Origin of the sequence: Neobacillus vireti, from assembly GCF_001026695.1 — a bacterium.
Lineage (GTDB): Bacteria > Bacillota > Bacilli > Bacillales > Cytobacillaceae > Neobacillus > Neobacillus vireti.
Genome location: NZ_LDNB01000010.1, coordinates 91,258 through 116,432 on the forward strand (window position 1 = coordinate 91,258; position 25,175 = coordinate 116,432).

Genomic DNA, 25,175 nt, shown 5'->3' on the forward strand with positions numbered 1-25,175 from the left:
GAAATATCTGATATTTTTATATTATAGAAAAATGATAAGGTGGTGGAGCTATTGATAACAAATTTTCATGAATACGACCACGAATTTTTTATGAAGGCAGCTTTAAAAGAAGCGGAAGATGCCGGAAAACGTGGCGACCGGCCAATCGGTGCGGTTATTGTCCATAACAGCATCATCATATCTAGGGGGTCAAACAGAATTAATACAATGGACAGCGAGCTTGAGCACGCTGAAATCAATGCGATGAATCGATGTGCTTCCTATTTGCGGAAACATGCGCGAGAATGCATTCTTTATACAACGGTCGAGCCTTGTATGATGTGCTTATCTACGCTAGTTGTAGGAAATATCCGTAATGTTGTTTTTGCTGTAGAGGATAAATATCTGGATATTGCTCATTTCATCAATTCAAATGACTACATAAATAAGCGATTGCATCACTATCTAGGCGGTGTCTTAGCTGTGGAATCAGCGGAAATATTGAAGACGTACTCCCCTTTTATGGCGGAGGTCGTGTTAACCGGGCGCAGACCGTCATAAGGGAATCTTCATAACTTCCACATAACTTCCCTATAAGTCCTACATATGTTTATTTTAATATAAAAGTAACTTAATTAAGGAATGGTTCGAAGAGCTCATTTCTTAAAACTTCCCATAATTTGATTGGTGCCTGACACCAATCTATTTTTTTGCCTTTAAATATTAATCTTCATAACTTCCACACAACTTCCCCCTAAGTTCTCCACAAGTATTTTATATGATAAAGGTAACTTAATTAGGAAATAAGTTCATTGAGCTCATTTCTTAAAACTTCCCATTTTGGATTGGTGAATGCACCAATCTATTTTTTTTGCCTGTTATTTGGTGCCTGACACCCTTTCTACTACCGCCATAGTATTTTGGGTGTCAGGCACCAATTTCAATTAAATGGATGACTCTCTATTATTAGTTGACTCCAACTTGTGTCCAAGCCGAGGCTACCGCGTTGTATTGGGTGCTGCCGGATCCGTACAAGTCTGCTGCAGCCGCAAGAAGGGAGCTGCGAGCATCTTTAAAGTTACTCTTTGGTGATAGGTAGACTGTTAATGCCCGGTAATAGATTTTCTCCGCTACTGACGTTCCCAACTTAGAAATCGTTAAATAGGCAGCTTTGTTTGGAATCCCGCTATTTGTATGGACACCACCATTATCGGCAGTTGTATTAACATACTTACTCATATGATCCGGCTGTCCATAAAGACCGGGGTCGGATAAACTACGGAGAGCGTCACCCGGTTTATTCGGCGTATATACATCTTCACCAATCAAATAATTCTTTTTATCTAGGAATACCCCGAACGTATCAGAAATCGATTCATTTAATGCTCCGGATTGATTTTGATACTCTAATCCCGCAGTTCTTTCTGTTACCGCATGCGTTAATTCATGAGCAACCACATCTAGTGCCCCAGATAAGGCTCTAAAGGTTGTCCCATCTCCGTCCCCATAAACCATTTGCGAGCCGTTCCAGAAGGCATTATTGTAATTTCTGCTGTAGTGAACTGTTGAGCGAATCGTTGCGCCTCTGTTGTCAAAACTGTTTCGGTTATGCGTGTTTTTGAAATAGTCATAGACAACACCCGCATAGTAATGGGCATCTACATCGGCTCTTTGCGAGGTAGCATTAAAATTATTATCAGGGTCGACAGAATAATTACCAGGTAATGAGGTTGAATTTGCCGCCGTTCTTGTTTCAATCACACCCGTCATCGCTTTGGTCGTATCATATAAATAGTAGGTGCCGCTTGAAAAATAGGTATTAAGTGGTTTGGTATCACCTAAAACGCCAACTCCGCTGCCTGCATCATTCACAGCATTATAGGAATCTAGGATATTGCCATTGACAGCATCCACATATACGACCCAGTTTGCCGGGTATGGCTGAATGAATTGAAGACTAGCTTTATAGGCTAGATAAAAATCATTGTCTTTTTTATAAACAACTAGATCTGCCTTTTCGACTGTATCTTCGAACTTCTTACCATCAGGGCCCGCTTCAGTATTGGTTTCTGTTTCCGCTTTCGTGACATGAATCGATTTCCACGCCTTATCTAGCGCACCAGCCTGAGCAACCTGGGCTTTCAGCTTTCCTTTAAAATAAGAAGCAGCTTCCGGAAACACGTCTCCGTTCACAACCGTAATCATGCCATTTTTATCGGTATGGATCTTAAATTTCGCACCATCCACCGGAATTCCCTGGACTGATTGGACAAAATTATAATGAGTACTGCCAAGCTCGTCCGTTTCTACACCGAGCAAGGTCAAATCTTTGTCAGCATCTAATTGATAGAGTTCTTTATTTTCTTTTAAAAATTGTTTAATTGCATCTTTATCTTTATGGGCTTTAGTAGATAATTTCCCATGGACGAAGGATGGGACAGCTTGTCCAGTTTTCCAAATCACCTTGGCATCCTTCCCAAACAGCTTCGCTTCCTTGGTAACCGCAACATTGCCCGAAATTGATTTGGCTGCAGCCGAAATTGGTAACACTGTCCCCATCGTTAATCCCAATGCTAAAACAAGTGACGTTCTTTTCTTCATCTCTTTCTCTGCCTCCCAATGATATGTTTTTATTGCAATTTTCAAAATATATCATATCACGGTAAAGCTATCTGCATAATTGGGAAAAAAGAGACTGATAGGGTGTCAGGCACCAGAGGATTTTATGCCGCCAAATTTAAAATTCCCAACGCCTGACTCATATTTGGCATTGGGAAAAATTAATCTAATATTTTTTAGTGGCTGAATTATGACAATATTTTTCGTCAATTTTAGCTTATTTTCCTGTTTTTATTGAGGCACTTGATTTGGAGCACCACTATTTTTTTACATATTCTGCCGTAAATCCGTTCGCTAATAACGAGATCGAGTCGTTCCAAACGCTGTTTGCGGTAGATTTTAAAACGACTGCAATTAATTTCTTCCCATTTCGTTCGGCAGAGGACACGAGGCAATAGCCTGCTTCATCGGTGAAACCCGTCTTAATTCCGTTGGCTCCTTCAAAATAAAACGGGCTGCTTGAATCAAGAAGCTTATTTTTATTTTGAAATGTAACGACCTCATCTGAATAGATTTTACTGCTAACCACTTCTTTAAATTGGGGATTTTTCATAGCCTCTCTTGCGATAAGCGCCAAATCATGGGCCGTGGAATAATGATTGGAATGATGCAGCCCATGAGGATTCATGAAGTGAGAGTCAGTTGCTCCAACTTCTTTAGCCTTTTTGTTCATCATCGAAACGAAATAGTCTAATGCTTTTTTTTCTGAAGCATGAGGGTCACCCATTTGTTTTTTTGCTGTGTAAATGGCTATCGTTCTAGCAGCATCATTACCTGAAGGAAGCATCAGGCCCGCTAGTAATTCCCTGAGCGTGAGAACTTGCCCTTCATAAAGATATGCGGAGCTTTCTTCTGCTGTTTTTAGGTTTATTTCCTTGCCTACAGTGATTTGATCGTTTAAATTTCCATATTGAACCGCTAAAAATGCGGTTAAGATTTTCGTTGTACTTGCGGGAAAAAGCCTCTTGTTATCGTTCTTCGCATAAATAACCTTCCCTGAATCTACATCTAGTAACAATGCCGCTTCGCCATTGATGGAAGGGTTTGAGTTCATGGATTCTAATAAGCTATTTTGGGGTATATCTCCCTGTGGGCTGATCCAATCTTTTAAATAGGTTCCGAAACCGACGACCATAAAGACAATCACTAAAAACATTATATTTTTTATTTTCATATCATACAGCACTCCTAGAAAAATGGTATAGTCCAAATATAGCCATTATTTCTAAAGAGAAATGAAATTAAACCTAAAGAAAACCTTAAGATTACTTTTTGGACTTTTACAGAAAGTGCAACCTCAACTTGAATAATCAGGTGATAATGGCAAGTGAACTTGAAAAATCGTTTCCGCCTCATTACTTGATACAATTATTTCCCCTTGGTGCAATTCGACGATTCCTTTGGAAATCGCAAGACCTAACCCGGTGCCGCCGGTCTCATCCGACCTCGACTTCTCCGCCCGGTATAATCGATCAAAAATATGAGGAATGGCGTTTGCGGGAATCGCTTCCCCATAATTGACGACCTTCACGACCGCATATTGTTCGTTTTCTTCGACAATCAGATCGATTTTTTTACCTTCCCTTCCATATTTAATCGCATTGGAAATTAGGTTTTCAAACACTCTCATGAGTTTGTCCGGGTCAGCCACAATCATGATATCAGCGGGAGGATTTTTAATTTCTATACTCATGCCTGCATTTCGTAATTCGGGATTAAATTGGGCCGAGAGTTGTTTGAGGAGCTCATTAATGTTAAACCTTATCCGTTTAAGTGCCACATCTCGATTGTTAATTTTTGTGAATTCAAATAGGTCGTTGACCATTCGATTTAAACGTTTCGATTTATCATAGGCAATGGTAACAAAATAACGAAGCTCAACTTCATCGCGATATTCGTCTTCCTCAATTAATCGTAAATAGCCGATAATCGAGGTTAGTGGTGTCCTTAGATCGTGAGATACATTGGTCACCAGCTCATTTTTCGATTGAACAGCTCTCTTTTCTTCTTCAATCAACAACTTAAGCTGTTCCTCCATGCTATTTATGTTTTGAGCAAATGGACCTAATCCCCCATGTTTCTTTACGGGAATAGCAACATCAAACTGCCCCTCTGAAAGCTGTTGAACCGAATCGCTGATCAGCTTAAAATACGATGCGATTTTTTTGATTGCTAATGAATAATAGATGACCGTCAGCAGAATCGTCCCAATGAAAAATAAGTTCCAAAATCCATAGTTATCATAAAAATAGACGTATAAATAATTGACTCTTGAGGGCAAAGGCACTTTCATATAAACAAATTTGATGATATACCCTAATAGGGCAGTTGTTATTGCTGCAGATAGCAAGCTATATATCAAATACAACATTAACCTGGTAAAAAGCGAAGTTGATTTATTATCCATCAATTTTGTACCCCACTCCCCAGATGGTTTTGATTAATTTATAGCCTAATTCCTTTTCTAGCTTTTCGCGTAAATTGCTGATATGGACCATCACGGTATTATTTGAAGAATAGTATGTTTCCTTCCATACAAGTTCAAAGATTTCTTCACTACTAAAAACTCTGCCCAGATTTGAAACCATAATATGAAGAATCGCAAACTCTTTTGATGTTAATTGGATAGAACGGCCGCTAACCTTTGCTGTATGAAAGGTTTTATTAACCTCCAGACTTCCAACCTTAATAATCTCGTCTTCAACCCGTTCATCTTGGTAGAGATAGGTCCTCCGTATCAGCGTTTTAACACGAGCTACTAATTCTAGGGGATTGAAGGGTTTTGTTAAGTAATCATCAGCCCCGCTCATTAACCCGGTTATTTTATCAATATCCTCTGTTTTGGCACTAATCATCAGGATCGGAACGTGATTCTTTTCACGTAAAATCCGGCACACTTCCATGCCATCGACCTTTGGCATCATCACATCTAATATAATCAAATCAATCTTTTCTTTTTCAAAAAGGGCTAATGCCTCTTCGCCATTAAATGCCCGTGAAATTTTATAGCCTTCATTTTGCAAATAAATCGCAATCAATTGGACGATTTCTTTATCATCATCCCCGATTAAAATATGTCTCAATTTCTTTTCCCCCTATCATTATTTAGACGAAGATATATGTAAATTTGTCTCTATATTAAAAAAGTACCACAGCATCAGGGACTGTGGCAGGTGAAATTAGTTTAATACCTCTAAATGGGTGAAAAAATGTAATCAAAAGAGACTTGCCTGTCTGAAAAACATGTTTTTCTCTAAGAAATACAGTCAATTATACCCGCACAATTTTTTATTAGCGAATTTCGAGGGTATATTAGCGATTTTTATAAGTTTATTAGCGAATCTTACCTGTTTATTAGCGAATTTAAGGATTTATTAGCGAATTGAAATTTACCATATAAAAACCTTCAGAAAATGTACCCTTCCCTTTTTTATATCTGAATAATTTACCTTTCTAGAAAGCAATAGCAGACTTTTTTATGTGTTAAGAATTTCAACTTCGAGAATTTATCTTTAAAAAAGAGCTGTCAACTTGACAGCCCTCCATTCACTTCTTTAAGTTCATTCCACCTAGATCTTGGGTCTCAATCTTAATCGCTTCACCTTTTTAAGTTTTATCCAATGGGTCTTTTCCATGGCCTGCTCCAATTCCTCAGCCCCTAATGTCAGAATAGGCTCAGCACTAATTAATATCTCCGTATTAAGTGATGTCATGTAGACTCGATTCGCCAACTTTTGTCCATTTAGCAATTCAATCGTTATGATCTGTCCTGTCTTTAATTCTGCTAAAACCGGCAGCCTTTTTAAAAAATACTGTTTATTGTATTCTTCAATTTTCTTATCAATCAACCGAGTACCTAAGATAAATGCAGCCACACAAATGAGTACTGACCACCAGCCGAGACCTTTTAAGTAGGTGTCTCCGATATACAAAACCACAAACAGAAGTGCAATTTTTATTAACCAATAGATGAATTTCATTAAAAACGTCCTCTTCGATTTAGCAAATTTTAATTATCGATTACCTTCGTGATTACCTTACCGTTGTTATCATAAAAAGTAAATGTTTCCCCTGAAGGTCCTTGGCAGTCAAAAGCATCAGGCTGTGTATTATAAAACCAAAAGTTTAAATCTTTAGCATCCTTAAAATAAGGTCCCAATGGCAATAATTCTGCATCGTTCTTGCCTATTTTAACTTTATCGATTTTAGGACTTTTTGTGGTTACTGTAGCGACACAATTAAAGGAAAAATAATATTCAGAATCAAATTCATTAATATGTTTTATTGTTTCATTATCAATCCCATCAACAGATGGCAACATCCAAAGAAAAAAATCTTTTTGAAAACGAAGCTGATAAATTTGGTTTTCACCTGCTAACATCAGTACTCTTTCATCACCTGTCTCGATTTTTTTAGCATTCTTTAAAAAATCACTCGTCATTCCTGAATGCTTAGTATTACTCGCCCATGCTTGATATGCTCTTTCCTTCGTAAAATAGGCATCCTTAAAAAACAAATCATCCGTTTTCAAAAAATAAATGAGCCAAAAAACTAAAAATACAACCAGAATGGCGATCAAAACCCGAGCTGCTTTCATTGTTATCCCCCAATAAAACTATGAAATTTTTGTTAATATAAAATAATTTCGCTTATCACCCAGTTTTATCCTTTTTTTCCATTGTGTTTTATAAGACCAAAGAACCATAGTTTCTGGACAAAGGTTCTTTATATAGAAGGATCTGTTATAACTGAATGTTGATTTCACTGTGTTTGAAAATAAACGGAAAAATTCCGTTTAAATTGGGAAATACCCATATTTCCTTAAAAAAAAGGGAGTTTTTCCGTTTATTGATCCAAATCGTTGGATTTTGTCTTATTTAGAGCAGTTAATCGGAATATATCCGCCTATATCTTCTTCCTAAGCTTCCTCAATAGACATTAGCCAGAAATTCTCCGCCTATGAAATCTCATACCACACCGAAAATCAACAATGAATAATAACAGAACCGAATAGAAAAAGAGGGTGTCCCAAAAGATATGTTATTTTGGACATCCTCCCTTTTTAAACTATAACTTCAACTTTCCTGAATTTCTTTAATGCTTTTCCCACCTAAGAAGGCATGACCAGTAACAAACTTCCCTGCTGTATTGAACCCATATTTTGCATAGACCTTCTCGATTTTCTCATTTATCGGAAAAACCCATAAATCTTCTTTGCCGCTTTTCTTTACCTCTGCTTGCAGGAAGTAGATGAGCTCGCCAATTAGTCCCTTTCCTCTGAACTCTTCTATAGTCGCTACGCTCTCCATTCGAACCTGGTCTCTATGTTCGAATAAACAAGCTGTCGCGCATGCAATACCATCACACCGAAGAAGATAGTGCGTGAAAGCAGGGTGTTTAAACTCTTCAGCAAATGCCTTTTCTCTCACTTCCCTTCCACCGAACTCCTTAATACTGCATTCAATCTCTAATGCTTCATTGAAATTTTCTTCTGTTACTTTTTCAATCGTAACCAGATTACTTCTTTTACGGTCCTTGATCTCTTTATTCCAGATTTGAATCGGGCTGACTAATTCCTCAAAACCAAATTTGTAAGCATCTAATTCCTTCACGAATAGGGATAGTTTTTCAAGATTATAAAGATAAAACCGCGGTGTAATGTTTTTTTCATTATAGAAATGTATCACTTCTTCAATTACGGCCTTTGGATTTTCCGGTGCTTCATGAAGATGAGCATGATTGGCATCGTAATATTTCGGTTGATTTTCATTGTAAAAAATATATCCCCAAGATGTGTTTAATCGCTTTGTAAAGGTGTCAAGGTATGCTATATCAAGGTCCAGGAAGTTTTGTAGTAGATTCAATTTTGTTCTCCTCCATTATGTTTACATAGCTAGGTTTATCAACTTATCAATCAACAGCTATTCTATTTCTCTAACTTTATCTAGATGAAAGGCATAGGGGTTCACCATTTTTCTTATTATATAGTCGATCAGAAATTCTTTATCTTTTGGGAACAAAATTCCCTTCCATTTGTTAGCAAGCTTGCTCAAAAAACACTTTACTATTTGAAGTAAAGCGTCTATTTATTAATGAAAGCCCCATTATTTTGTTTAACTTTTTTGAAATATATTATTTCCGGGTCTCCCTCATCCAAGTTTTCTACAAACCCACTCTTAACATATCCAATTGAATCAAATAAGCTTTGCATTATTTCGTTAGATTGGTTTGTTGACGAAAAGATTTTTGGGGTTGGTGATATCGTCTCAAAGTGCTCTATCATCAATTTGGCATAACCTTTTTTTCTCTTGGAAGGATGAACAATAACAAGTGATATAAAGCTGCAATCAAAAAAATGAGTATTAAAAATTAGATAACCTACAACTGAAAATTCTGTTTTAGCTGCCAAACACTTCTTTCCGTTTATTGCCTCTCTTAAATACCCTTTTCTACTGTCATTTCCTATTACTATTTTATCAATTTCTAAAATTCCTGCTAAGTCTTTTAGTTCAGCGGTTCCTATCCGTAACATTCATCTACCTCCAATAATAATGGGAAGTTTTTTTGTCCAATGGCTTCATTCAGAAACAATTCATTCAATTAATAATGCCGGCACAAAATGGTCTTTATGTAGGATGGGAACGGTCTGATTTAGATTTAACCGGCTGCAATGCGTTACATCCGCTTCAAATCCACGTTCACGTAATTCTCGCCCGCTGCCGCATTCCCAAATCAGCTCTGCTATATTTTGATTACTATTTTGAAAAGCACCAATACAGACCTTGGCTTCTGGTGATTTCTTCCCCTCAAGATTGGAAAGAATCGCCCCCGCACCTAAATAATCTTCAATTGCGGGACGTAGATTGTTTTCGTATTCACTTAACTCACTCCATTGTTCACCGCAGGGGACAACCGTAATACTCGCTTTCGTCTTTGACCTTACTTGGTTGGCAATGGAGGCGACGGCATCAACATTCAGTAGCGCACCTATTAATAGAGCCGGAACCTTAGAGGCAATCCAGGTACAAAATGCACCATTTAGGGAGGACAACACATATTTCTTATTCACATGTTCATGATTAAAGGAGACCGGGGATAATGTCGGTTTTCCCTTCCTTGCCGCCTCCGCCCTTCCTAGAATATATTCAGCGTCCACTTTTCCAGCATAAACGGATCCATCTAAATTCGGAGGATACGGGTAAATGATCGCACCACAGCTTAATGCCGAAATTACGGTTGACGAAAAACTGAGAACATCGACAATGATAATAATGTCGCCGCGTTCGGCTGCTTCCCGTGCACCACGTATACCCCATTCGACGCGACAGACATAAGGAGATTGATCAAACACGAAACCACCTCAACATCCTAGATTTTCATATCAGAATCTTTTAGTTCCTTAAACTTTTCCTCATTTTAAGCTGTCCCGTTAGAAAGCATCTTCTTGAAGTATTTTTCAATATCCTTGTTATCCTTTAAAATGATTAACTTTTCATGATATTGGCTTAAAATTTTGACTATTTCTGGTTTACTTTCCTTTTCAAAATAGGCATTCCACTTGAACATTTTCCTAAACATCATGAATGTTGGTTGATAGTTTGCCTTTTCAAGTCCTGCCATTTGTAAAATAAATCTTTTGATAATCCTATATGTTCGTTTAGAGTAGTCCGTATCTAGAAAGATAATCAAATCGGCATGTTGAAAACTTTGTGTTACCCATTCATAATGAACTCCTTCTATTATCCAAGCATCCGTATGAATGATAGAATTTAAATATTCATTTCTTTCATCAGCGGATCTTCTTATATCTCCTGACGTACACCGTTTCCAGACAACATTATCTAATTCATAAAAGGGAATATTCAACCTAGTAGATAGCGATCTTGCTAATGTCGTTTTTCCACTGCCAACCGAACCAATAATATGTATTTTTTGCATATTTGCCATCAATCTGTTAAACCGCAGATTTACTGCAAGCAAACACTAAGAAGAGTGGAATTCTCATCCGTCTCATATATTCTTGCTCACTTTTAAAATTCTCTTTTTGTGGGCTGCATTCTCGTATTTCATCGATTGAAAATCCTTCACTTTTTAATAGTTTAAAATATTCTTCAACCGTTCGATGGTATTTAATTACTTCTTTTTCAATCCAAGGTTCTACCCGCTTGCCAATATGAAAATATTCGTCGACAATCCAATTCGTCCTCTGCGAAGATTGTGAAGCACTTTCGATAGATGAGGTTAAAATCGGATGTTGCACGCTAAAGATAAACTTACCGTTTGCTTTTAAAGTTTTGTTCACTTGTTTAAATACTGGGCCTAATTCTGCTAAATAATGAAGGGCCAGCCGCGAAACAACTTTATCATATCTCGCTTCCGGGAAATCCCAAGTTTCCATTGAACTATGATGAACTTTTCCATTGGTCCCGTTTAACATTTCTCTAGCTTTTTCTACCATGTTTGCCGAACCTTCTACTCCTTCATAACCTGAACAGCCTTGCTGAAATAGTTCACGCCCAAACCCAGCATCACCGCAGCCTAAATCTAATATATATTCCCCTGTCACATCACCCATTAACTCCACTATCACAGGACTTTCGATGATATTGTTTGGGCTTTCTTCCCGATGCCTTCTTTTTAAATAATCTGTGAAAAACTTTTCGTGTTCGTAAACTTCAGAACCTTTATATTCCATATGGAGACCCCCTTTCAATTACTTTACATAAGTTTCTCCTTAATGTGCAATGATAATAGGAAAAAAGAAGGTCATAACTTGAAAAGGCTATTAATTAGTTTTTTAGTAACATTACTTTTTTGCACTGTAAATGGCGAACAACTGAATTTACTCACTCATGCCCATGCGCAGCAGAAACCAATTCCTCCATATGCGAAATGGGGTGAGTATGCTATGGAGAAAACGCAAGAAAGGTATCCGAATGCTAAGATTATTGATTATCTTCATATCGGTAGAACTCATGGCCATCAGATATCAACAGAGAAATTCAAATTATGGTTGAAAGACAATCAGAGAGAATTTGGAGTTTTTATTACTATTGAATTCAACAATGAAACCCAAAAGGTCATTAAAGTCACTTTTAAGGAAACAGCTAAGTAATAATATCGTCCAAAGTCATTCAGAACCTATAATAGCAATTTGTTACTTTCACTTTTTCCCTTTCTTTTCAACGAAGTAGAAACTAATTGCAATAACAAGCAGAAGCAATAAAATCCCGATAATTATTGTGGAGGAACTAGGTTCTAAGAAATCATTTTTATTTCCTGCATACTCCCCTTCTCTTGTTGCCTTTTTGTATTTACCGTCCTTTTCTTGAATGGCAATGGCTTCATCTGTGCTAATCCCTTTAATTGAATAGTACTTGGTACCTTTTTTATAGATATTTGAAAAGTTACCTGAATAAGTGCCTTCCCTATCCGAATACTTTGTAACATGCCCAATCTCTTTATCTATCTCTGTAACATATTCTTCACTAACGACATAGGTATAGCCATCCCAGACCACAAACAAATATGCCCAACTTGCGAAGGACTTACTTGGCAATAAAAACGAAGTTATTACAGTTAAAAATAAGACAAATATTATTAATGGCTTGAACTTCAATTGATTCCCTCCCCATGATAAACATAGCCGTGTCCGCCTGCCCTTCTATCTTGAATTAATTTCACTTCCGGTTGAATTTCCATTATTTTTATTAGAGTAAGGCATTTTGGTAATGACAATTGGTTTATTGGGATCGGCTTTGGGTATCAGTTGTGGTCCGCTGTTATTTGGCATCGCGTCAATATCCTGTGCCTCTGGCGGCAGCGGGTCATTTACATTATTTCTAATGATGATTTTCTGTTGATGTCGTTCAAGGTTTATGGCTGCCTGTTCTTGTACTTTTTCTGTATGGCTGCAGCCAAATAAAGAGGCGCTTAGTGTCAAAGCTATCGACGATAAAAGGTACCTTTTCAAATTAATCCCTCCGACTTATTATAGAAAATAGACGAATTATTTTTCGCTTCTGTTACTATTAATATTGTTAATCAATTGCGTAATTATAATTTCTACACTTTACCAATACCTTAAATAATTTTATGCGGATAAATAACCTGATTTCCCATTTTTGCAAAATAAAAAGAAGCCTTAGTAGGGAAAAAAATAATGAATATAAAAACCATTAATTTTAATGAGACACAATGTTCCTGCAAAAAGTTATAGCTTCATAACCGATTTTCAAATCGAACAAGTTTATCTGAATAGTTTGAAGGTCAAAAAAAGCTCGGTGAACTATATTGTCCGAGCTTTTCCACTTATTTAGATTTCAGTGATTAATTAATTAGCTATAAAAGAATTCGATTTCACTGTTATGTCCCCTTACATCCCCTCAATCGGCTCCATTTTCATCGCCATCCTTGAAGGAATCCACGCTCCTGCTATTCCAACCAAAATCGGGCATAAACAAGTGATAAGCGGCAGCCACAATTCGGCAAAAGGAATAGTTCCATACATAACGTACATAATAACCAGTGAAATCAGTCCTCCAAGTATGCCCCCTAATAACCCGACAACTGCTCCCTCCACCAAAACCATGATGCGAACATATTTATTTTTCCATCCCAAGGCTTTTAATAAGGCAATTTCATTGCTGCGTTCTTTAGTGTTCTGCCAGATGATTTCTGATGTCGTTAAAATAGAAATGATTAATGATACGGCAACGGCGACATAATGCGGCGTGCCCACTTCCATCGCAACGTACTGTCCTAACCAAGATGAATATAACACACCATTTAATCTGAAGGAGACAAATATGAACAGAATCAGCAATGCAGACGGTAATGCGATCGCAATGATTGAAACTAGATTTCGCTGCAGCCTTCCGATGATCGTATTGAAAACCATTGACATTAACCCTTTTGTTCTTAAAACTCTTTTCCCAGAAACACTTACTTCCCCTGATCGCATTACGTGTGATGGATGAATTTTATTAACTAATTGAGAGGGGCCAAGTGGGCCAATTAAATAAATCAACAACACAAAGGACGTAATCAAGATTGCTTGCGAAATAGATAATATACCCGCTGTTCTAAAACTAAACCCTAACTGAACAAGTAGTGTAACAATAGAAACAATGACACCGATTAATAATGATTCCACCATTAAGATTTTTTTTATTTGCCTTGGTTTCCAGCCAATTGCAAGAAGGACGGCGAATTCCTGTTTTCTAGATAGAAAGGAAACTAAACTAGTTGAGAATACATAAATCATTGCAACAAGAATTGTACAAACAATGATTCCTGAATAGCCTAGTTTTGTTTCCTTGAAGATGCCGATTGCCGCGCCAATATTTATCCAAGGTTGTTCAATCCAGCCTAATGCCTCATGATTTCTTACCTTCGGGATATTTATTAATAAAGGCTGGGGTGAGGATCCCAATGTAATATCTGTCTCAAGTCCTGTTTGTTGCTTAATTACTTTCGCAACTGATTCTAGTTTTTTCTGACTTTCCTCACCCAATGCGGTAACATTTTTTACTTTTATTCTGATGGCGGAGATGGGTTTATTCCCCAAAATCTGTTGTGCCGCTTCTATCGTTGTCAGCATCGTCGGGGCTTGCATCAAATATCCATAGATATTAGAAGTAGGATTCATCTGTTTTGGCGGATTCACAGGCTACCCATTTTTATTTAACACGAATTTTGCTGTAGGAATTTTATAGGTTTCCATCGGCAGCTCATTTTCTGGATCCTTTGAAATTGTTAATTTTTTCGGATCGTAAAAACCGACAAAATAGGGACTTAATCTAGGATTATTTCGCATACTTATGTCCGTCAATTGTGGCTTACGATAGGTGCGGTTCTCATTAACTGCAGATTCACCTTCGTAAGGAACTACTTGAAATGAATCATTCCATCTTTCTGGAAACGGATTTTCTATCGATTTGTAGCTCAGTGAACCTGTTTTTTCGCGAAGGAAACCTTGCAGATCGACATTAGTACTACCGTTATTTAATTCCCTTTTTCCTGTTTTAGGATCTAATCCTGATAGTTTCGCTAATAATAATTTATGCCCCTCTTCAGAATCATAAGTATATGTTTTTGTATCAATTGTAGGCAGAGTATTTAAATATTTCTCCCCCCCATTTTTTTCAACAACTTCTAATGATTTTTGCATAGTTTTTTGGTCTCCATAAGGAATATCCAATTTTTCTATTTTAAAATTATATGTTTGGTTTAAGAACGAGCGGCTACTAAGGATTACAGGGAAGGTTGTTTCCTTTGCATTTATCCCAAACTCACTTAAATTTGACGAATCTATTAAATTATCATTTGAAAAATATAGTTCTTTTCCATCAACAGGTAACATTGCTTTATCTAGACCAACAAGTTTTGCTTCTTGTACCGGATCCACTGCTGCTAAAAGAACCTCTGTATAACTAGATAAATTATTATCAATACCACTAATACCGTATTTTTTAGAAATATCTATACTAGGTAAATCGTACATTCCTCTCGAAAAGTAGTATACATTCGTCTTTGATGAAGAATTGAGGCCGTTATAGTCAGTAGTGGTATCTGTTAAACGATATATCCCCGGTTCCTTAATATCAATTTTTTTAAAATTAGCGCTATAACCTGTGAACCCGATCATACTGATAGGAGCAGCTATCTCGATATCCGGTATATTTTTAATATTTTCATAGTCTTCTAACGATATTCCACCCGATATACCACTTAAGTAATTAGGGTCAAAGAGATGTTCTTGCTCCGTCTCACTTTTTGTACCATTCGGTCTCACGACGATATCATAGGAGGCAGACCATTTCTTTTGCAGCGAATTGATTACTGTTCCTTTATTGGTTTCAGACAGCCCGATTAAAGTACTCAGTCCTCCACTTATCAATAACGCACCAATCAGCATAAGAATAAAACGTCCTTTTTGCCGCCGCCAGCTTTTCAAAATAAAGGAAATCATATTGGACAGCCTCTCCGATCCCTAATGAGGGAACCATCCTTCATTTCGATTACTCTTCCGGCTTTTTCCGCAAGTACGGTGTCATGTGTGACAACAATAACACCACAATTCTTCGTTTTATTTAGTTGTAATAGCAATGAAAATATCGAGTTCCCAGTCTCCGTGTCTAAATTTCCTGTTGGCTCATCCGCTAAAATCCATTCTGGCTCGGCAATTAAGGCACGTGCAATTGCGACACGCTGCTGCTGACCGCCTGATAATTGAGAAGGAAATGCGTTTAGCTTGTCTTCTAACCCTACCAAGTCCAATAGTTCTTTCGCCCGTTCCGTTTTATTAAAAGATATTTTCCGATTGAACAATGGAATTATCACATTTTCTAAAGCGGTTAGAGAAGGCAACAAGTGAAATTGTTGAAATACGAAGCCTATGTTGGTAAATCTTATATCTGCTAAATCATCCAATTTCAGTTTAGAAATAGGTTTACTATCAAAATATACCTCTCCACTTGTTGGTTTATCCAAAGTTCCGATGATGCTTAGCAAGGTAGATTTACCTGAACCGGACGAGCCCATAATGGATACAACCTCTCCTTTAGTAAAATCAATGGTAATATCATGAAGCGCACTGGTTGTTACACCTTCACCAATGTAATCCTTTGAGACACTTTTTAAAGCAATATGTTCCATAACGTAACTCCTTTATTTTGATCTATTTTTCAACATAGGACTTGGCCAGTTTTATGAGTTCCTCTTCATTGATATTTCCTCTTATTTCAAAATCAATAACTTGGTATTTATTACTTTTTACATACATACTAATCCTTTTACCGTTTTCTCCAAGATCTGTTAGGACTGCAATCGCATCCTTGTTTTTGAATGGGATGAATTGAGCATTTGAATAAATTTCCGCCATCACTTTCTTCTCTTTTTTACTTAGCAATTGTCTGCTATTATCAGCTAATGATTGGTTTACATATACCCACTTCTCACCCCGATGCCAAATATCCCAATATGTGATTGGGCCCTTGAACTCTTTCGCTGTAAGAAACGGGGGATACTCGATAACTCCCCTTGATATTTCTAAGGGCATATTAATATTAATAGAAGGCCTCATTATATGAAATGAAGCTCTTTTTTGAGATTCCACTAAGTCAAAGTTTTTATAAGAATTAACCATGTTTGGAAAGTTTTCGAATTTCCCCCATTTTACATCTACAGGAGGTAATACCGGCTTAATTTCTAGGTTATGCCATGTGTGTGAAACAGAACCTGCCTGATGAATTTCCTGAAACCCATTCTTATCTTGGGTAATATCGCCAATTAGGAGCACGCATAATAGAGCTACGGTGACTAACGACATAGAGACTTTTAGCGGCTCCCAATTTAGAAAAGGCCGTCGTATCCTGGACTTCTTAGCGATTTCTTCACGTAATTGTTCTTTCACAATATCTTTTCTTCCATCTACCCAAATGATTTCATCTTCTAACTTATAATCTAACGGTTGACGGCCATTCAATCGCTTCATCCTCCAACAATAAGAAATTTTCGATGGCTTTGGTGGCTCTGTGAAGAGTGGTTTTTACCTTCGCTTCAGTCCAATCTAATATTTCGGCAGTCTCTTTTATCGAGAACCCCTTGATTTTTCGCAACACGAATACCTCACGCTGTGTCGGCTTCAGTCGCTTTAACGCGTTCAATATCATTCGGCCATCTTCTTTAATTTCTACTATTTGTTCAGTTGATAAATGGCAGCCATTCTCTTTTTTTAACGCTTTTACTAACTTTTTAATCTTTGATTCTTTCCGAAAAAAATCCATCGTCGTATTGTGTGCTGCCCGAAATAAAAAATTCTTCACTTTATGTATGTCATGAATACTGTCATATTTTTCATAAACCTTTAGAAACGTTTCCTGCATCAAATCTTCTGCCGTTTGCGGTTCTTGAACGATTGTATAAATATATTTAAACAGAGACCCGCTAAAGTCTTCATACCACTGGAAAAATTGTTGATCTTTTATCGACTCCATTTTAGTTCCTCCCGTTTGGTTATTAGAGAGACGCTATTCCATGAAAAAAGTTACAGTTTTTAAAATTCAATTAATTTACTATAGAAAAAGACCTTCAATATGATTATAGAATAGTTGAATGAGAGAAGGGGGGTTCAAGAAAATTCCTACGATTGATAAGAAAAGCGCAAGCGCCCGTTAAGCAGCATATGGCCCGGAGCGCTCCAAGTGAGTATTGGAAACACGGTGAGCGCAAGCGATCAGCTGTTGACTTATCGTAGGGAGGAGCGAGAAGGCGTCTCGCCGTTAGGGAGGCTTGCGCTGGACCATTCTCGAAGTCGAAAATTTTATGCTTTCTTATCTTATCAAAAAAAGCTCGGTTCAATGCCTCCGAGCCTATCCACGTATATAAAATTTCATTTACCAATAGGAATCTATTTTAAGATCCTTATTTTTGAAAAAGGTAATAAGACGAATTCACTTTTTCCGATAATGTTTTCCTGTTTAATAAATCCCAACCCATTCCGGCTGTCTTTGCTGTATAATCGATTGTCTCCCATGACATAATATTGGTTTTTGGGAAGGACAATCGGTCCAAAGTCTTCTGTTAGTTTGCTTCCTTGTTGTTTCGCAAATTTAAGATTTTCAGCTAAATAGGTTTCTTTATATGGCACCTGATTGATAAATAATTGATCACCTTTCATTTCAATCTCATCACCCGGCATTCCAATGATTCTTTTCACATAGTTTTCATCAGGGCCTTTAATAATGATGATATCACCTCTATTAAAATGGTCGGAATAATAAACTTTATTAACAAAGATTTTTTCATGATCATGTAATGTTGGTTCCATTGAAGCACCATCTACAACGTAAGGAGAAAAGAGAAATGTCCGTATAACCAGTGTTATTCCTAATGCTATAAATATTGTTTTAATCCAGCTTTTCAACCCATTATTTGCTTTCGAATTTAACATTTCCAACCACTCCTTGTCATTTTCAAAAGTTTCCTTAATTATGGTATATTCAACGCGTTGGAAATGAAATCCTGCTTTTTCCCACCCTAAAGGCATATTTAAGAGCTGAAAGAGTTTTGGCCCGAACTAAAGGTAACTTACTTCTTTTTTATTTTCTGATATCGCTGCTCCGCTTTGTAACTAAAAATCAGACATAAAGCAATCATGACTGGAAAAGCCAGCCAGGCAAATCCTCTAAAGAAGGCGAATGGTGTTTCAAAAAGAAATGCCCCCCAAAAGTCAGCTCCCGTTTTATCCCATAACCCAGGTGTAAAGTACAGTTGTTTCGGGTTAAAGAAAGCATCTATGTTTATGGCATTTGTCGTCACTAATGCTGCGAAAATAGGGAGATAGCACATCGCTAATGATATATACATCTGTGAAAGTCTTTTGTATCTGCTGGCTTTGGAATCGATATCTGAAAAAATATCTTCGTCAGCATCTTTGTTGACCTGTTTAAAATATTGAGCTCCAGAACTTTTTGTACCTGCCAGATGCTCCCAGCCACTATCTTCAAATAGAGTACAGTAATCTACAAAATCCGCCTGTTTTTTAAATAAACGGTAATCAATTTTAATATTCGCATGATCGGGCTTAGATTTGCGAAATCGATAGCCAAATGACCTTCCAACAAGTTCATAGCCCTCTGAGGCCATTTTATTCAACCATCTTGCTTCCTTTTCGAAATCTAAAAACAATTTAAACTTTCTCATGAGATCCCACCTCGTTTAAAAGCATCTTCAGTAATTCCAATCATATGCTGCATTCTTTCTAAATCCAAACGCAGCATATCTTTCCCCAGTTCAGTAATCATATAGACTTTCCGGCGACTATCCCCGCTCTCGACAGGCTGAATAAATTTGAGTTTTAGTAAATTTTCAATTGCTCCATACAATGTACCGGCAGCCATCCTTACCTGTCCGTTACTAAGTTCCTCGACTTTTTGCAGAATAAGATATCCATGTGCTGGTTCAAATAAAGACAAGAGAATATAATAAACGGTTTCAGTCAGCGGAATATGTTTATCCCTTTTCATAGTCCCTCCTAATTTTCCACTTTTTATTATACAGTCCAACTATATAGTTTTAGTTTATACAGCGCAACTGTATATGTCAATACATAAATTCCATCGTTTTCCTTTAATTTGTATAGTCACGAATATTTACTAAAATAACACCACTCAGATACCTTATTCACATAAAAAAGGGGAATCCCCCATAAAACTAAACGAGGGATTCCCTTTTTACGCTACCTTAATCGCTTTGCCAAATGGTACTCGTGGTAAAAATGTGCCTGGCACCAGCCAAAATAATTCAAAATCAACTGTCTCCATTTCTTCCGAAAAAAATCCTGTAACGTCCGTTATATAAAATAGTGTATCCACTTGCTCTTCTGCTGCCCATTCCAGCGCTAATGTATAGGAAGATTTCCCATGTGTGTAGTACTTAATCGTATCGCTTTTAACTTGGGAAATACTTCGGATTTTGAAATCTGCTTGAACCAAAATTGTATCTGGCTTCAATTGTTCAAACAATTTTACTATGTTATTGATGAGTATGGTTGGTGCTTCATTTGTGGAAGTATCCACGACTAATGCGACCTTCTTTTCTTGACGCTGCTGGATCATCGAAAGTATCGTTTTATGCCATTTCAACACCATTTCCCCCTTTGACTATAAAACCAAGCCTTTTTATTTTGGGTTATTAGGAAATGGATTATGATTGGATAATTGCGGTAACAAAATGCCTTAGTTCCTGCAGGAATTTGCTAAATAAAATATCAACAATTTGAAAAAACTAGTTACTGTAATTCAATTTTCACCGGATTTAATTCGAGTGGCATATTTGTACTCATTGAGTCTAATCTTACTCTTACCACATAGTTATCGGGATTAAAATTGTTTATTTCACTCAGGTCAAATGTGCTCCTGAAGCGTAATTTGGCTTTATCTAAAGTTTTTACTGTATGGCTAATTGATTCTTCATATATATATTTGCGGGATTCTTTTACTAACGTTACGTCGGTTCGGGCAAAGTTTTGAAAGAAAATAAAATGCTCATCCCTGTTATCTCCATTATTAATTTGGAAATCGACTGTAAAACGCTTGCCTTTTATGCTGACATTTTCCACGTTTACTGATAGATTTTGTCTGTTGGACTTTATTTGAACAGGAGTGCGCTTGTTAATGGCAACAAATTGATTCGGCTCCTCCAGAGCAACTGCCGGACGAATCTCCAAATAACTTGTTTTTCCTTTTAAGGTCTGGGGAATAATCGTTCTACCTTTGACAATGATTTGATTCCCAGTCTTTTTCGTCTCCAAATCAATTCCATCTGATAGGAGGTGGATTGGATTTCCTTTTTCGTCAAAAACCGCTAATCTGACTTGATCATGTTTGCCTTCACTTGGAAATGCTGCCGTATAATTAATTGCCGTAGAGGCCTTCCCGGCGATAATCGAATCAAAGTGAACCTTTATATCTCCTTTCTCACTTTCTTTATCCATCATTATTGTTTTGTAAGCTAATTGCTTAATGGGAACATTGAATCTCCAGGATCCCTCTTTTCCACCCATACTCTTGAATTCAAGCGGGAAGGTTGTATCTGCAGGCAATTCTAGTTTTGGATAATTTAACTGTATCTGTCCGGTATAACCGTTACCTGAGGGCTCCAGATAGACAAGCTCTTTGCTGTCATCAATCCGTTTATCACCATCAAATATCTCGTAAATCCCTCTAAGATTACCTTCTTGATCCGTTTTCACCTTTCCTCTCACATCAAAAGTTACCCCGATAACGGCCCCATCATAATAAGCACTTGTGATGGATACATCAATCCCGTTGTGACTGGCTGTTTCATTTAATTGGGTGATTAACTTTTGTGAGGCTAAATTTTCGCCGACTTTGTCTTTAAAAAGCTGCCCGATCAAAGGCATATCCGCCATTACTTTCGATACGGATGGGACCATAAAACTCGTGGAAATCAGGATCACAGCAGCAGCGGCTGCCGTTAAAACAATGGCCTTGTTTTTTCTAGGTTTTTCACCAGGATATGCCCTGCCTATTCCTGTCTTAATCGCTTGTAAGACTGCCTCTTGCGGTACTTCAATCTTCTCATATTCCTCTTGAAAAAATTCCTTCTTCATAATAGCCCTCTCCTCCCAACAGCTTTTTCAACTGGCTTTTCCCTCGAGACAAATAAGTTTTAACTGTATTTTCCGGTACATCCATTAACTTAGCCACTTCACTAATCGGCAAGTCCTGATAGTAAAAGAGAATAACTGCATTTCGATAATGTTCATTTAATTTGTCTATCGCATCTGCTAAATCCAGGGATTCAACCCGTTTTTCGCTTTTCGCAGGTGAAAGCTCAATAATTTTATCAATTGGGATCTCCTTCTGCTTCTTTTTCAACAAATCATAGGCAGAGTGGATAAGGATCCTTGTTAACCAGGTTAAGAAAAATCTTTCATCCCGTAATTGACGCACAACTAAAAGGGCTTTATAGGCTGTTTCTTGAATAACATCCAAAGCATCCTCGCGATTGCCGACATATAGATAGGCCGTTCGGTACAATTGGTCACTATGTAAGACTAAAAGCTTTTCGAAAGCTTTTTTGTTTCCGTTTATCGCTTTTTTTATCAACTTTATTTCGGTCATTGCTTAACCTCCTTCTGTCCATTAGAGAAGAATCCCTTACAAAAAGTTTCAACTTATTTAATTAGTTTATTAATCTCTTTATCCTATATGGATTCTATATAATAGAATTATCAAACATTTTTGAGGTGATTGATATGGAATTTGAAATCATATATGGTGATTTACCTGCCTTAGGGACAGAACGGCTTGTCCTCAGTATAGCAATGGTCGGCAAAGAGGAAGCCCCAAATTTGAAGCTGAATTCTATCTTTATAGAAGAGGTCCCTTTGCGATGGATCCGATAACTGTTATCGAAATTATTGTATCTACTGTTATCATTATCATACTTTTTTCAGCTGCCTTGCTTGTTCCTCAAAAAGTTAGGAAGCAAAGTTTGCTGCTTGCCTCGATTTTATCTCTAATAATCGGCTTATTTTTTGCCATTCGTCCTATTTGGATAAATTTTCAAGTTAAAGAAAAGACGGCTCAGTTAAACCAGTACTTGAAACAAAAATATCCCAATGAAGAATGGGAGATTAAACGAAAGATTGGCAGACAATATAATCCATACCACTTAGATGTAAGGTTTGACAATGAAAAAGGATGGGTATATACCTATTTTGTTAATGACCATACAATTTTCCAAATTGCCTGGAGTGTTCCGGATAACCAAAGCTCTAATGAGGGAAAACATTACGAATTGGAAAAATAAACGACAAAGGAAAAAAGGGATTTCCAATGTAGAAATCCCCTTTTTCAATGAAGATGATACCGGTTTAATGTAAAGAAAATTAATATCGGCGCCGCCCGCCGCACGTAAACGTTGCTTTCGCTTTCATAAAATCATGCATCAAAGCTGCCTTTCTTCCCTTATCCGTATGACTATTCTTTTTGTAGCGAAGACAATTTATGAATTGGTAGTCACATTGGCAGGGTGAAATCCCTCTGCTTAGACAGAGGTCGTGGCCCATGCAGCAGGCATCTACATCATTAATCGGAGCACCTGGCCCACTGCAGCCAGGTCCACACCATCTATATCCTGGGAAAATACAGAACCCACGCCTTCTTCTTCGCAAATGCTACACCTCCCAAAAGCTTACTTTACTAATAAAATATGAATGTCCGAAAATTTTGGAATGGCTATATCCCAATGGTGAATTCATTTTGCAAAAAATAATACATCATTGGGGTTTAGGGGCTGTTTTATGGCTCCGGATTCCGCCAAACTAGGCCAGGATTTCGCCAACTTTCGAATTAATGCCGCCAAACCAAAAATTAACCTAAACTAATCAATCATTTACCCAAACAGAAAGCTATTTTCCAAAATAACTAAATCATAGTAGAATAGTAATAATATATAAATTTAGAGGAGTAGATTCCTTTGGTTTTCCTTCGCTTTGTCAAATCATTCCTGAAGAAGAAATGGTTTATCTATCTATCTCTCACTTTGGTCCCTGCTGCCGTCATTAGTTTTATTTTGGCACAGCATCAGGTTAGCTCTGTTGAAAACCAATATAAAAGCGAAGCACAAGAGTTTGCCGATTTTCATGCGATGAATATTGAGCATTTTCTGAGTGAAACAGTGGGCAGATTAGAGATGCTCGCTACCTCTATTAAAATTCAAAATAATAACATAGATGATTTGCAAAAAATATTTCAGGAAATGGCAGAAAAGGATCCTCGTTTTTCCGGATTCTATTGGTCTAACTCCAATGGTGACTTGTTAATCGGCACAAATCCAATCAACAATCCAATCAACGTGAGTGATCGTCCTTATTTTCAGCATGCGCTAAAAACGGGGCAAACCAGTTTATCTGAGGCCCATATCGGCAGGGTAATGGGAAGATATATCATTTCCGTTGCCACACCCATCGTGGATTATGGAAAGGTAAAAGGAGTTCTTATAGCAAGCTTGCGAATAGACGAATTAGGGGCAGCTATTAATACTCTAATTAACGAGGAAATGATTGTCGTTACCGATGAAACAGGGCAAACCTTAATAAAGGCCGGTTCCATTCCCTTAAAAAACTCGGTGAAATCCAGTATGGAAGTGACCCAGATACCTTGGACGATTTCTGCATATGTCACTTCTGAAAACGATTTGATTTTTCGGAAAGCTCTGTTGCAATACTTCATCATTTTTCTACCGATTACGAACATATTGTTTTTATCGGTCCAACATTTACTATTAAGAAAAAGAATAAACAAAGACAAAGAACAAATAGAAATTCATAAGCTTGAGTTAATTGGCAATCTGGCTGCCAGCACAGCCCACGAAATCAGGAATCCTTTAACCGGAATTAAAGGTTTAGTGAAACTCTTAAGCGAGGAATTTCGGGAAGAAAAGGCACAAACTTATTTTGAAGTGATTCAATTGGAGATTGACCGAATTAATACGATTGTTGGTGAACTCCTTGTTCTGGGAAAACCAACCGCCTACACGCTTAAAACTTATTATGCCAACGAAATTGTCGCTGAAATTGAACCGATTATTCATTCCGAAGCCAATTTTATGAATGTCGAATTATCGATCCATTATCATTCGGATGGTCTTCCTGTTTCTTGTATCAAAGACCATTTAAAGCAAGTCATTCTTAATTTAGCGAAGAACTCCTTGCAGGCAATGCCAAATGGCGGGAGATTGTCTATTAACCTAGAAAGCCTTGACGATTCATGTTTGATCACCGTTGCAGATAATGGAATCGGAATGCAGAAGGAACAAATAGCCCAGGCCTTTAAACCTTTCTTTACCTTAAAAAAAGATGGTTCGGGATTGGGGTTAACCGTCTGCAAACGAATTATTGATTCTTATGGCGGGAAAATTTTGATAAAAAGTGCTCCGAATGAGGGCACTCAGGTTGAGATTATTCTTCCTTTAGTAATGGAAGAAGGTGACCGCAAACAAAAACCGCAGTAAGCAACACTGCAATTTTTCTATTAGTCACT

Annotated in this window: 30 protein-coding genes; 5 read left to right on the top strand and 25 right to left on the bottom strand. The window is 37.3% G+C overall.

What is annotated here, in order from left to right:
* The first annotated feature begins 51 nt into the window (after positions 1-51).
* Complete coding sequence (locus AA980_RS11070; protein WP_024026298.1) at positions 52-540, top strand: nucleoside deaminase; 489 nt, start codon at positions 52-54, stop codon at positions 538-540.
* A 405-nt stretch (positions 541-945) separates the two neighbouring features.
* Here the strand turns inward: AA980_RS11070 and AA980_RS11075 are convergent, their stop codons facing one another.
* From AA980_RS11075 to AA980_RS11125, 11 genes are all read right to left on the bottom strand, one after another.
* On the bottom strand, positions 946-2,580 hold the full coding sequence (locus AA980_RS11075) for a M4 family metallopeptidase (protein ID WP_024026297.1): 1,635 nt from the start codon (positions 2,578-2,580) through the stop codon (positions 946-948).
* 277 nt (positions 2,581-2,857) lie between these two features.
* On the bottom strand, positions 2,858-3,772 hold the full coding sequence (locus AA980_RS11080) for a D-alanyl-D-alanine carboxypeptidase family protein (RefSeq protein ID WP_024026296.1): 915 nt from the start codon (positions 3,770-3,772) through the stop codon (positions 2,858-2,860).
* A gap of 123 nt (positions 3,773-3,895) precedes the next feature.
* Positions 3,896-5,005, bottom strand: a complete 1,110-nt coding sequence (locus tag AA980_RS11085) for a sensor histidine kinase (protein WP_024026295.1) — start codon at positions 5,003-5,005, stop codon at positions 3,896-3,898.
* Positions 4,998-5,681 (bottom strand): response regulator transcription factor, encoded by a 684-nt coding sequence (locus AA980_RS11090; RefSeq protein ID WP_024026294.1) that lies wholly within the window; start codon positions 5,679-5,681, stop codon positions 4,998-5,000. Before AA980_RS11090 ends, AA980_RS11085 begins: the two co-directional genes overlap by 8 nt.
* Before the next feature lie 486 nt (positions 5,682-6,167).
* Entirely contained in the window at positions 6,168-6,578 is a 411-nt protein-coding gene (locus AA980_RS11095; protein ID WP_024026293.1) for a hypothetical protein, read from the bottom strand.
* Positions 6,579-6,607: 29 nt separating this feature from the next.
* Positions 6,608-7,195 carry a hypothetical protein gene (locus AA980_RS11100; RefSeq protein WP_024026292.1) on the bottom strand — a complete coding sequence of 196 codons (588 nt, stop codon included), beginning with the start codon at positions 7,193-7,195 and terminating at the stop codon, positions 6,608-6,610.
* 478 nt (positions 7,196-7,673) lie between these two features.
* Entirely contained in the window at positions 7,674-8,462 is a 789-nt protein-coding gene (locus AA980_RS11105) for a GNAT family N-acetyltransferase (RefSeq protein WP_024026291.1), read from the bottom strand.
* A gap of 218 nt (positions 8,463-8,680) precedes the next feature.
* Positions 8,681-9,130, bottom strand: a complete 450-nt coding sequence (locus tag AA980_RS11110; protein WP_024026290.1) for a GNAT family N-acetyltransferase — start codon at positions 9,128-9,130, stop codon at positions 8,681-8,683.
* 60 nt (positions 9,131-9,190) lie between these two features.
* On the bottom strand, positions 9,191-9,949 hold the full coding sequence (locus tag AA980_RS11115) for a 2-phosphosulfolactate phosphatase (RefSeq protein WP_024026289.1): 759 nt from the start codon (positions 9,947-9,949) through the stop codon (positions 9,191-9,193).
* A gap of 65 nt (positions 9,950-10,014) precedes the next feature.
* The gene (locus AA980_RS11120; RefSeq protein ID WP_235815097.1) at positions 10,015-10,536 is read right to left on the bottom strand and encodes a shikimate kinase; all 522 of its coding nucleotides are present in this window, start codon (positions 10,534-10,536) and stop codon (positions 10,015-10,017) included.
* 16 nt (positions 10,537-10,552) lie between these two features.
* A complete protein-coding gene (locus tag AA980_RS11125) occupies positions 10,553-11,293 on the bottom strand; it encodes a class I SAM-dependent DNA methyltransferase (protein WP_024026287.1) in 741 nt (246 codons plus the stop codon).
* 78 nt (positions 11,294-11,371) lie between these two features.
* On the opposite strand from AA980_RS11125, the gene AA980_RS11130 reads away from it, so the two are divergent.
* Complete coding sequence (locus AA980_RS11130; RefSeq protein WP_024026286.1) at positions 11,372-11,713, top strand: YqzG/YhdC family protein; 342 nt, start codon at positions 11,372-11,374, stop codon at positions 11,711-11,713.
* Between the two features lie 48 nt (positions 11,714-11,761).
* Here the strand turns inward: AA980_RS11130 and AA980_RS11135 are convergent, their stop codons facing one another.
* The 13 genes from AA980_RS11135 to AA980_RS11195 form a co-directional block, all read right to left on the bottom strand.
* Entirely contained in the window at positions 11,762-12,217 is a 456-nt protein-coding gene (locus AA980_RS11135; RefSeq protein ID WP_024026285.1) for a hypothetical protein, read from the bottom strand.
* Positions 12,218-12,262: 45 nt separating this feature from the next.
* A complete protein-coding gene (locus AA980_RS11140) occupies positions 12,263-12,571 on the bottom strand; it encodes a hypothetical protein (RefSeq protein WP_024026284.1) in 309 nt (102 codons plus the stop codon).
* Between the two features lie 402 nt (positions 12,572-12,973).
* Positions 12,974-14,266 (bottom strand): FtsX-like permease family protein, encoded by a 1,293-nt coding sequence (locus tag AA980_RS11145; RefSeq protein WP_047771575.1) that lies wholly within the window; start codon positions 14,264-14,266, stop codon positions 12,974-12,976.
* Between the two features lie 3 nt (positions 14,267-14,269).
* Positions 14,270-15,571, bottom strand: coding sequence for a hypothetical protein (locus AA980_RS11150; protein WP_034723011.1), 1,302 nt, complete (start codon positions 15,569-15,571; stop codon positions 14,270-14,272).
* Positions 15,568-16,257: an ABC transporter ATP-binding protein gene (locus tag AA980_RS11155; protein ID WP_024026283.1), complete on the bottom strand. Its 690-nt coding sequence runs from the start codon at positions 16,255-16,257 to the stop codon at positions 15,568-15,570. The genes AA980_RS11150 and AA980_RS11155 overlap by 4 nt, the downstream gene beginning before the upstream one ends.
* A gap of 22 nt (positions 16,258-16,279) precedes the next feature.
* The gene (locus tag AA980_RS11160; protein WP_024026282.1) at positions 16,280-17,086 is read right to left on the bottom strand and encodes a hypothetical protein; all 807 of its coding nucleotides are present in this window, start codon (positions 17,084-17,086) and stop codon (positions 16,280-16,282) included.
* A complete protein-coding gene (locus tag AA980_RS11165; RefSeq protein ID WP_024026281.1) occupies positions 17,058-17,597 on the bottom strand; it encodes an RNA polymerase sigma factor in 540 nt (179 codons plus the stop codon). Before AA980_RS11165 ends, AA980_RS11160 begins: the two co-directional genes overlap by 29 nt.
* A gap of 413 nt (positions 17,598-18,010) precedes the next feature.
* Positions 18,011-18,553 (bottom strand): signal peptidase I, encoded by a 543-nt coding sequence (gene lepB, locus AA980_RS11170; RefSeq protein WP_024026280.1) that lies wholly within the window; start codon positions 18,551-18,553, stop codon positions 18,011-18,013.
* A gap of 137 nt (positions 18,554-18,690) precedes the next feature.
* Positions 18,691-19,305 (bottom strand): DUF2812 domain-containing protein, encoded by a 615-nt coding sequence (locus AA980_RS11175; protein ID WP_024026279.1) that lies wholly within the window; start codon positions 19,303-19,305, stop codon positions 18,691-18,693.
* Entirely contained in the window at positions 19,302-19,628 is a 327-nt protein-coding gene (locus AA980_RS11180) for a PadR family transcriptional regulator (protein ID WP_024026278.1), read from the bottom strand. The genes AA980_RS11175 and AA980_RS11180 overlap by 4 nt, the downstream gene beginning before the upstream one ends.
* A 207-nt stretch (positions 19,629-19,835) precedes the next feature.
* On the bottom strand, positions 19,836-20,219 hold the full coding sequence (locus tag AA980_RS11185) for a vWA domain-containing protein (RefSeq protein WP_407937460.1): 384 nt from the start codon (positions 20,217-20,219) through the stop codon (positions 19,836-19,838).
* Positions 20,220-20,392: 173 nt separating this feature from the next.
* On the bottom strand, positions 20,393-21,736 hold the full coding sequence (locus AA980_RS11190) for a DUF4179 domain-containing protein (RefSeq protein WP_047771578.1): 1,344 nt from the start codon (positions 21,734-21,736) through the stop codon (positions 20,393-20,395).
* Complete coding sequence (locus tag AA980_RS11195) at positions 21,705-22,250, bottom strand: sigma-70 family RNA polymerase sigma factor (protein ID WP_024026276.1); 546 nt, start codon at positions 22,248-22,250, stop codon at positions 21,705-21,707. Before AA980_RS11195 ends, AA980_RS11190 begins: the two co-directional genes overlap by 32 nt.
* Before the next feature lie 134 nt (positions 22,251-22,384).
* Here AA980_RS11195 and AA980_RS27215 point away from each other — a divergent pair, with 134 nt between their 5' ends.
* Together AA980_RS27215 and AA980_RS11200 are read left to right on the top strand one after the other, a co-directional pair.
* Positions 22,385-22,534, top strand: coding sequence for a hypothetical protein (locus AA980_RS27215; protein ID WP_156351146.1), 150 nt, complete (start codon positions 22,385-22,387; stop codon positions 22,532-22,534).
* Positions 22,522-22,941 (top strand): hypothetical protein, encoded by a 420-nt coding sequence (locus AA980_RS11200; protein WP_024026275.1) that lies wholly within the window; start codon positions 22,522-22,524, stop codon positions 22,939-22,941. The genes AA980_RS27215 and AA980_RS11200 overlap by 13 nt, the downstream gene beginning before the upstream one ends.
* Positions 22,942-23,020: 79 nt before the next feature.
* Here AA980_RS11200 and AA980_RS26295 read toward each other — a convergent pair whose 3' ends face one another.
* Positions 23,021-23,305 carry a phospholipase gene (locus AA980_RS26295; RefSeq protein ID WP_082195712.1) on the bottom strand — a complete coding sequence of 95 codons (285 nt, stop codon included), beginning with the start codon at positions 23,303-23,305 and terminating at the stop codon, positions 23,021-23,023.
* 305 nt (positions 23,306-23,610) lie between these two features.
* On the opposite strand from AA980_RS26295, the gene AA980_RS11210 reads away from it, so the two are divergent.
* Positions 23,611-25,146, top strand: a complete 1,536-nt coding sequence (locus AA980_RS11210) for an ATP-binding protein (RefSeq protein ID WP_024026273.1) — start codon at positions 23,611-23,613, stop codon at positions 25,144-25,146.
* Positions 25,147-25,175 lie beyond the last annotated feature (29 nt).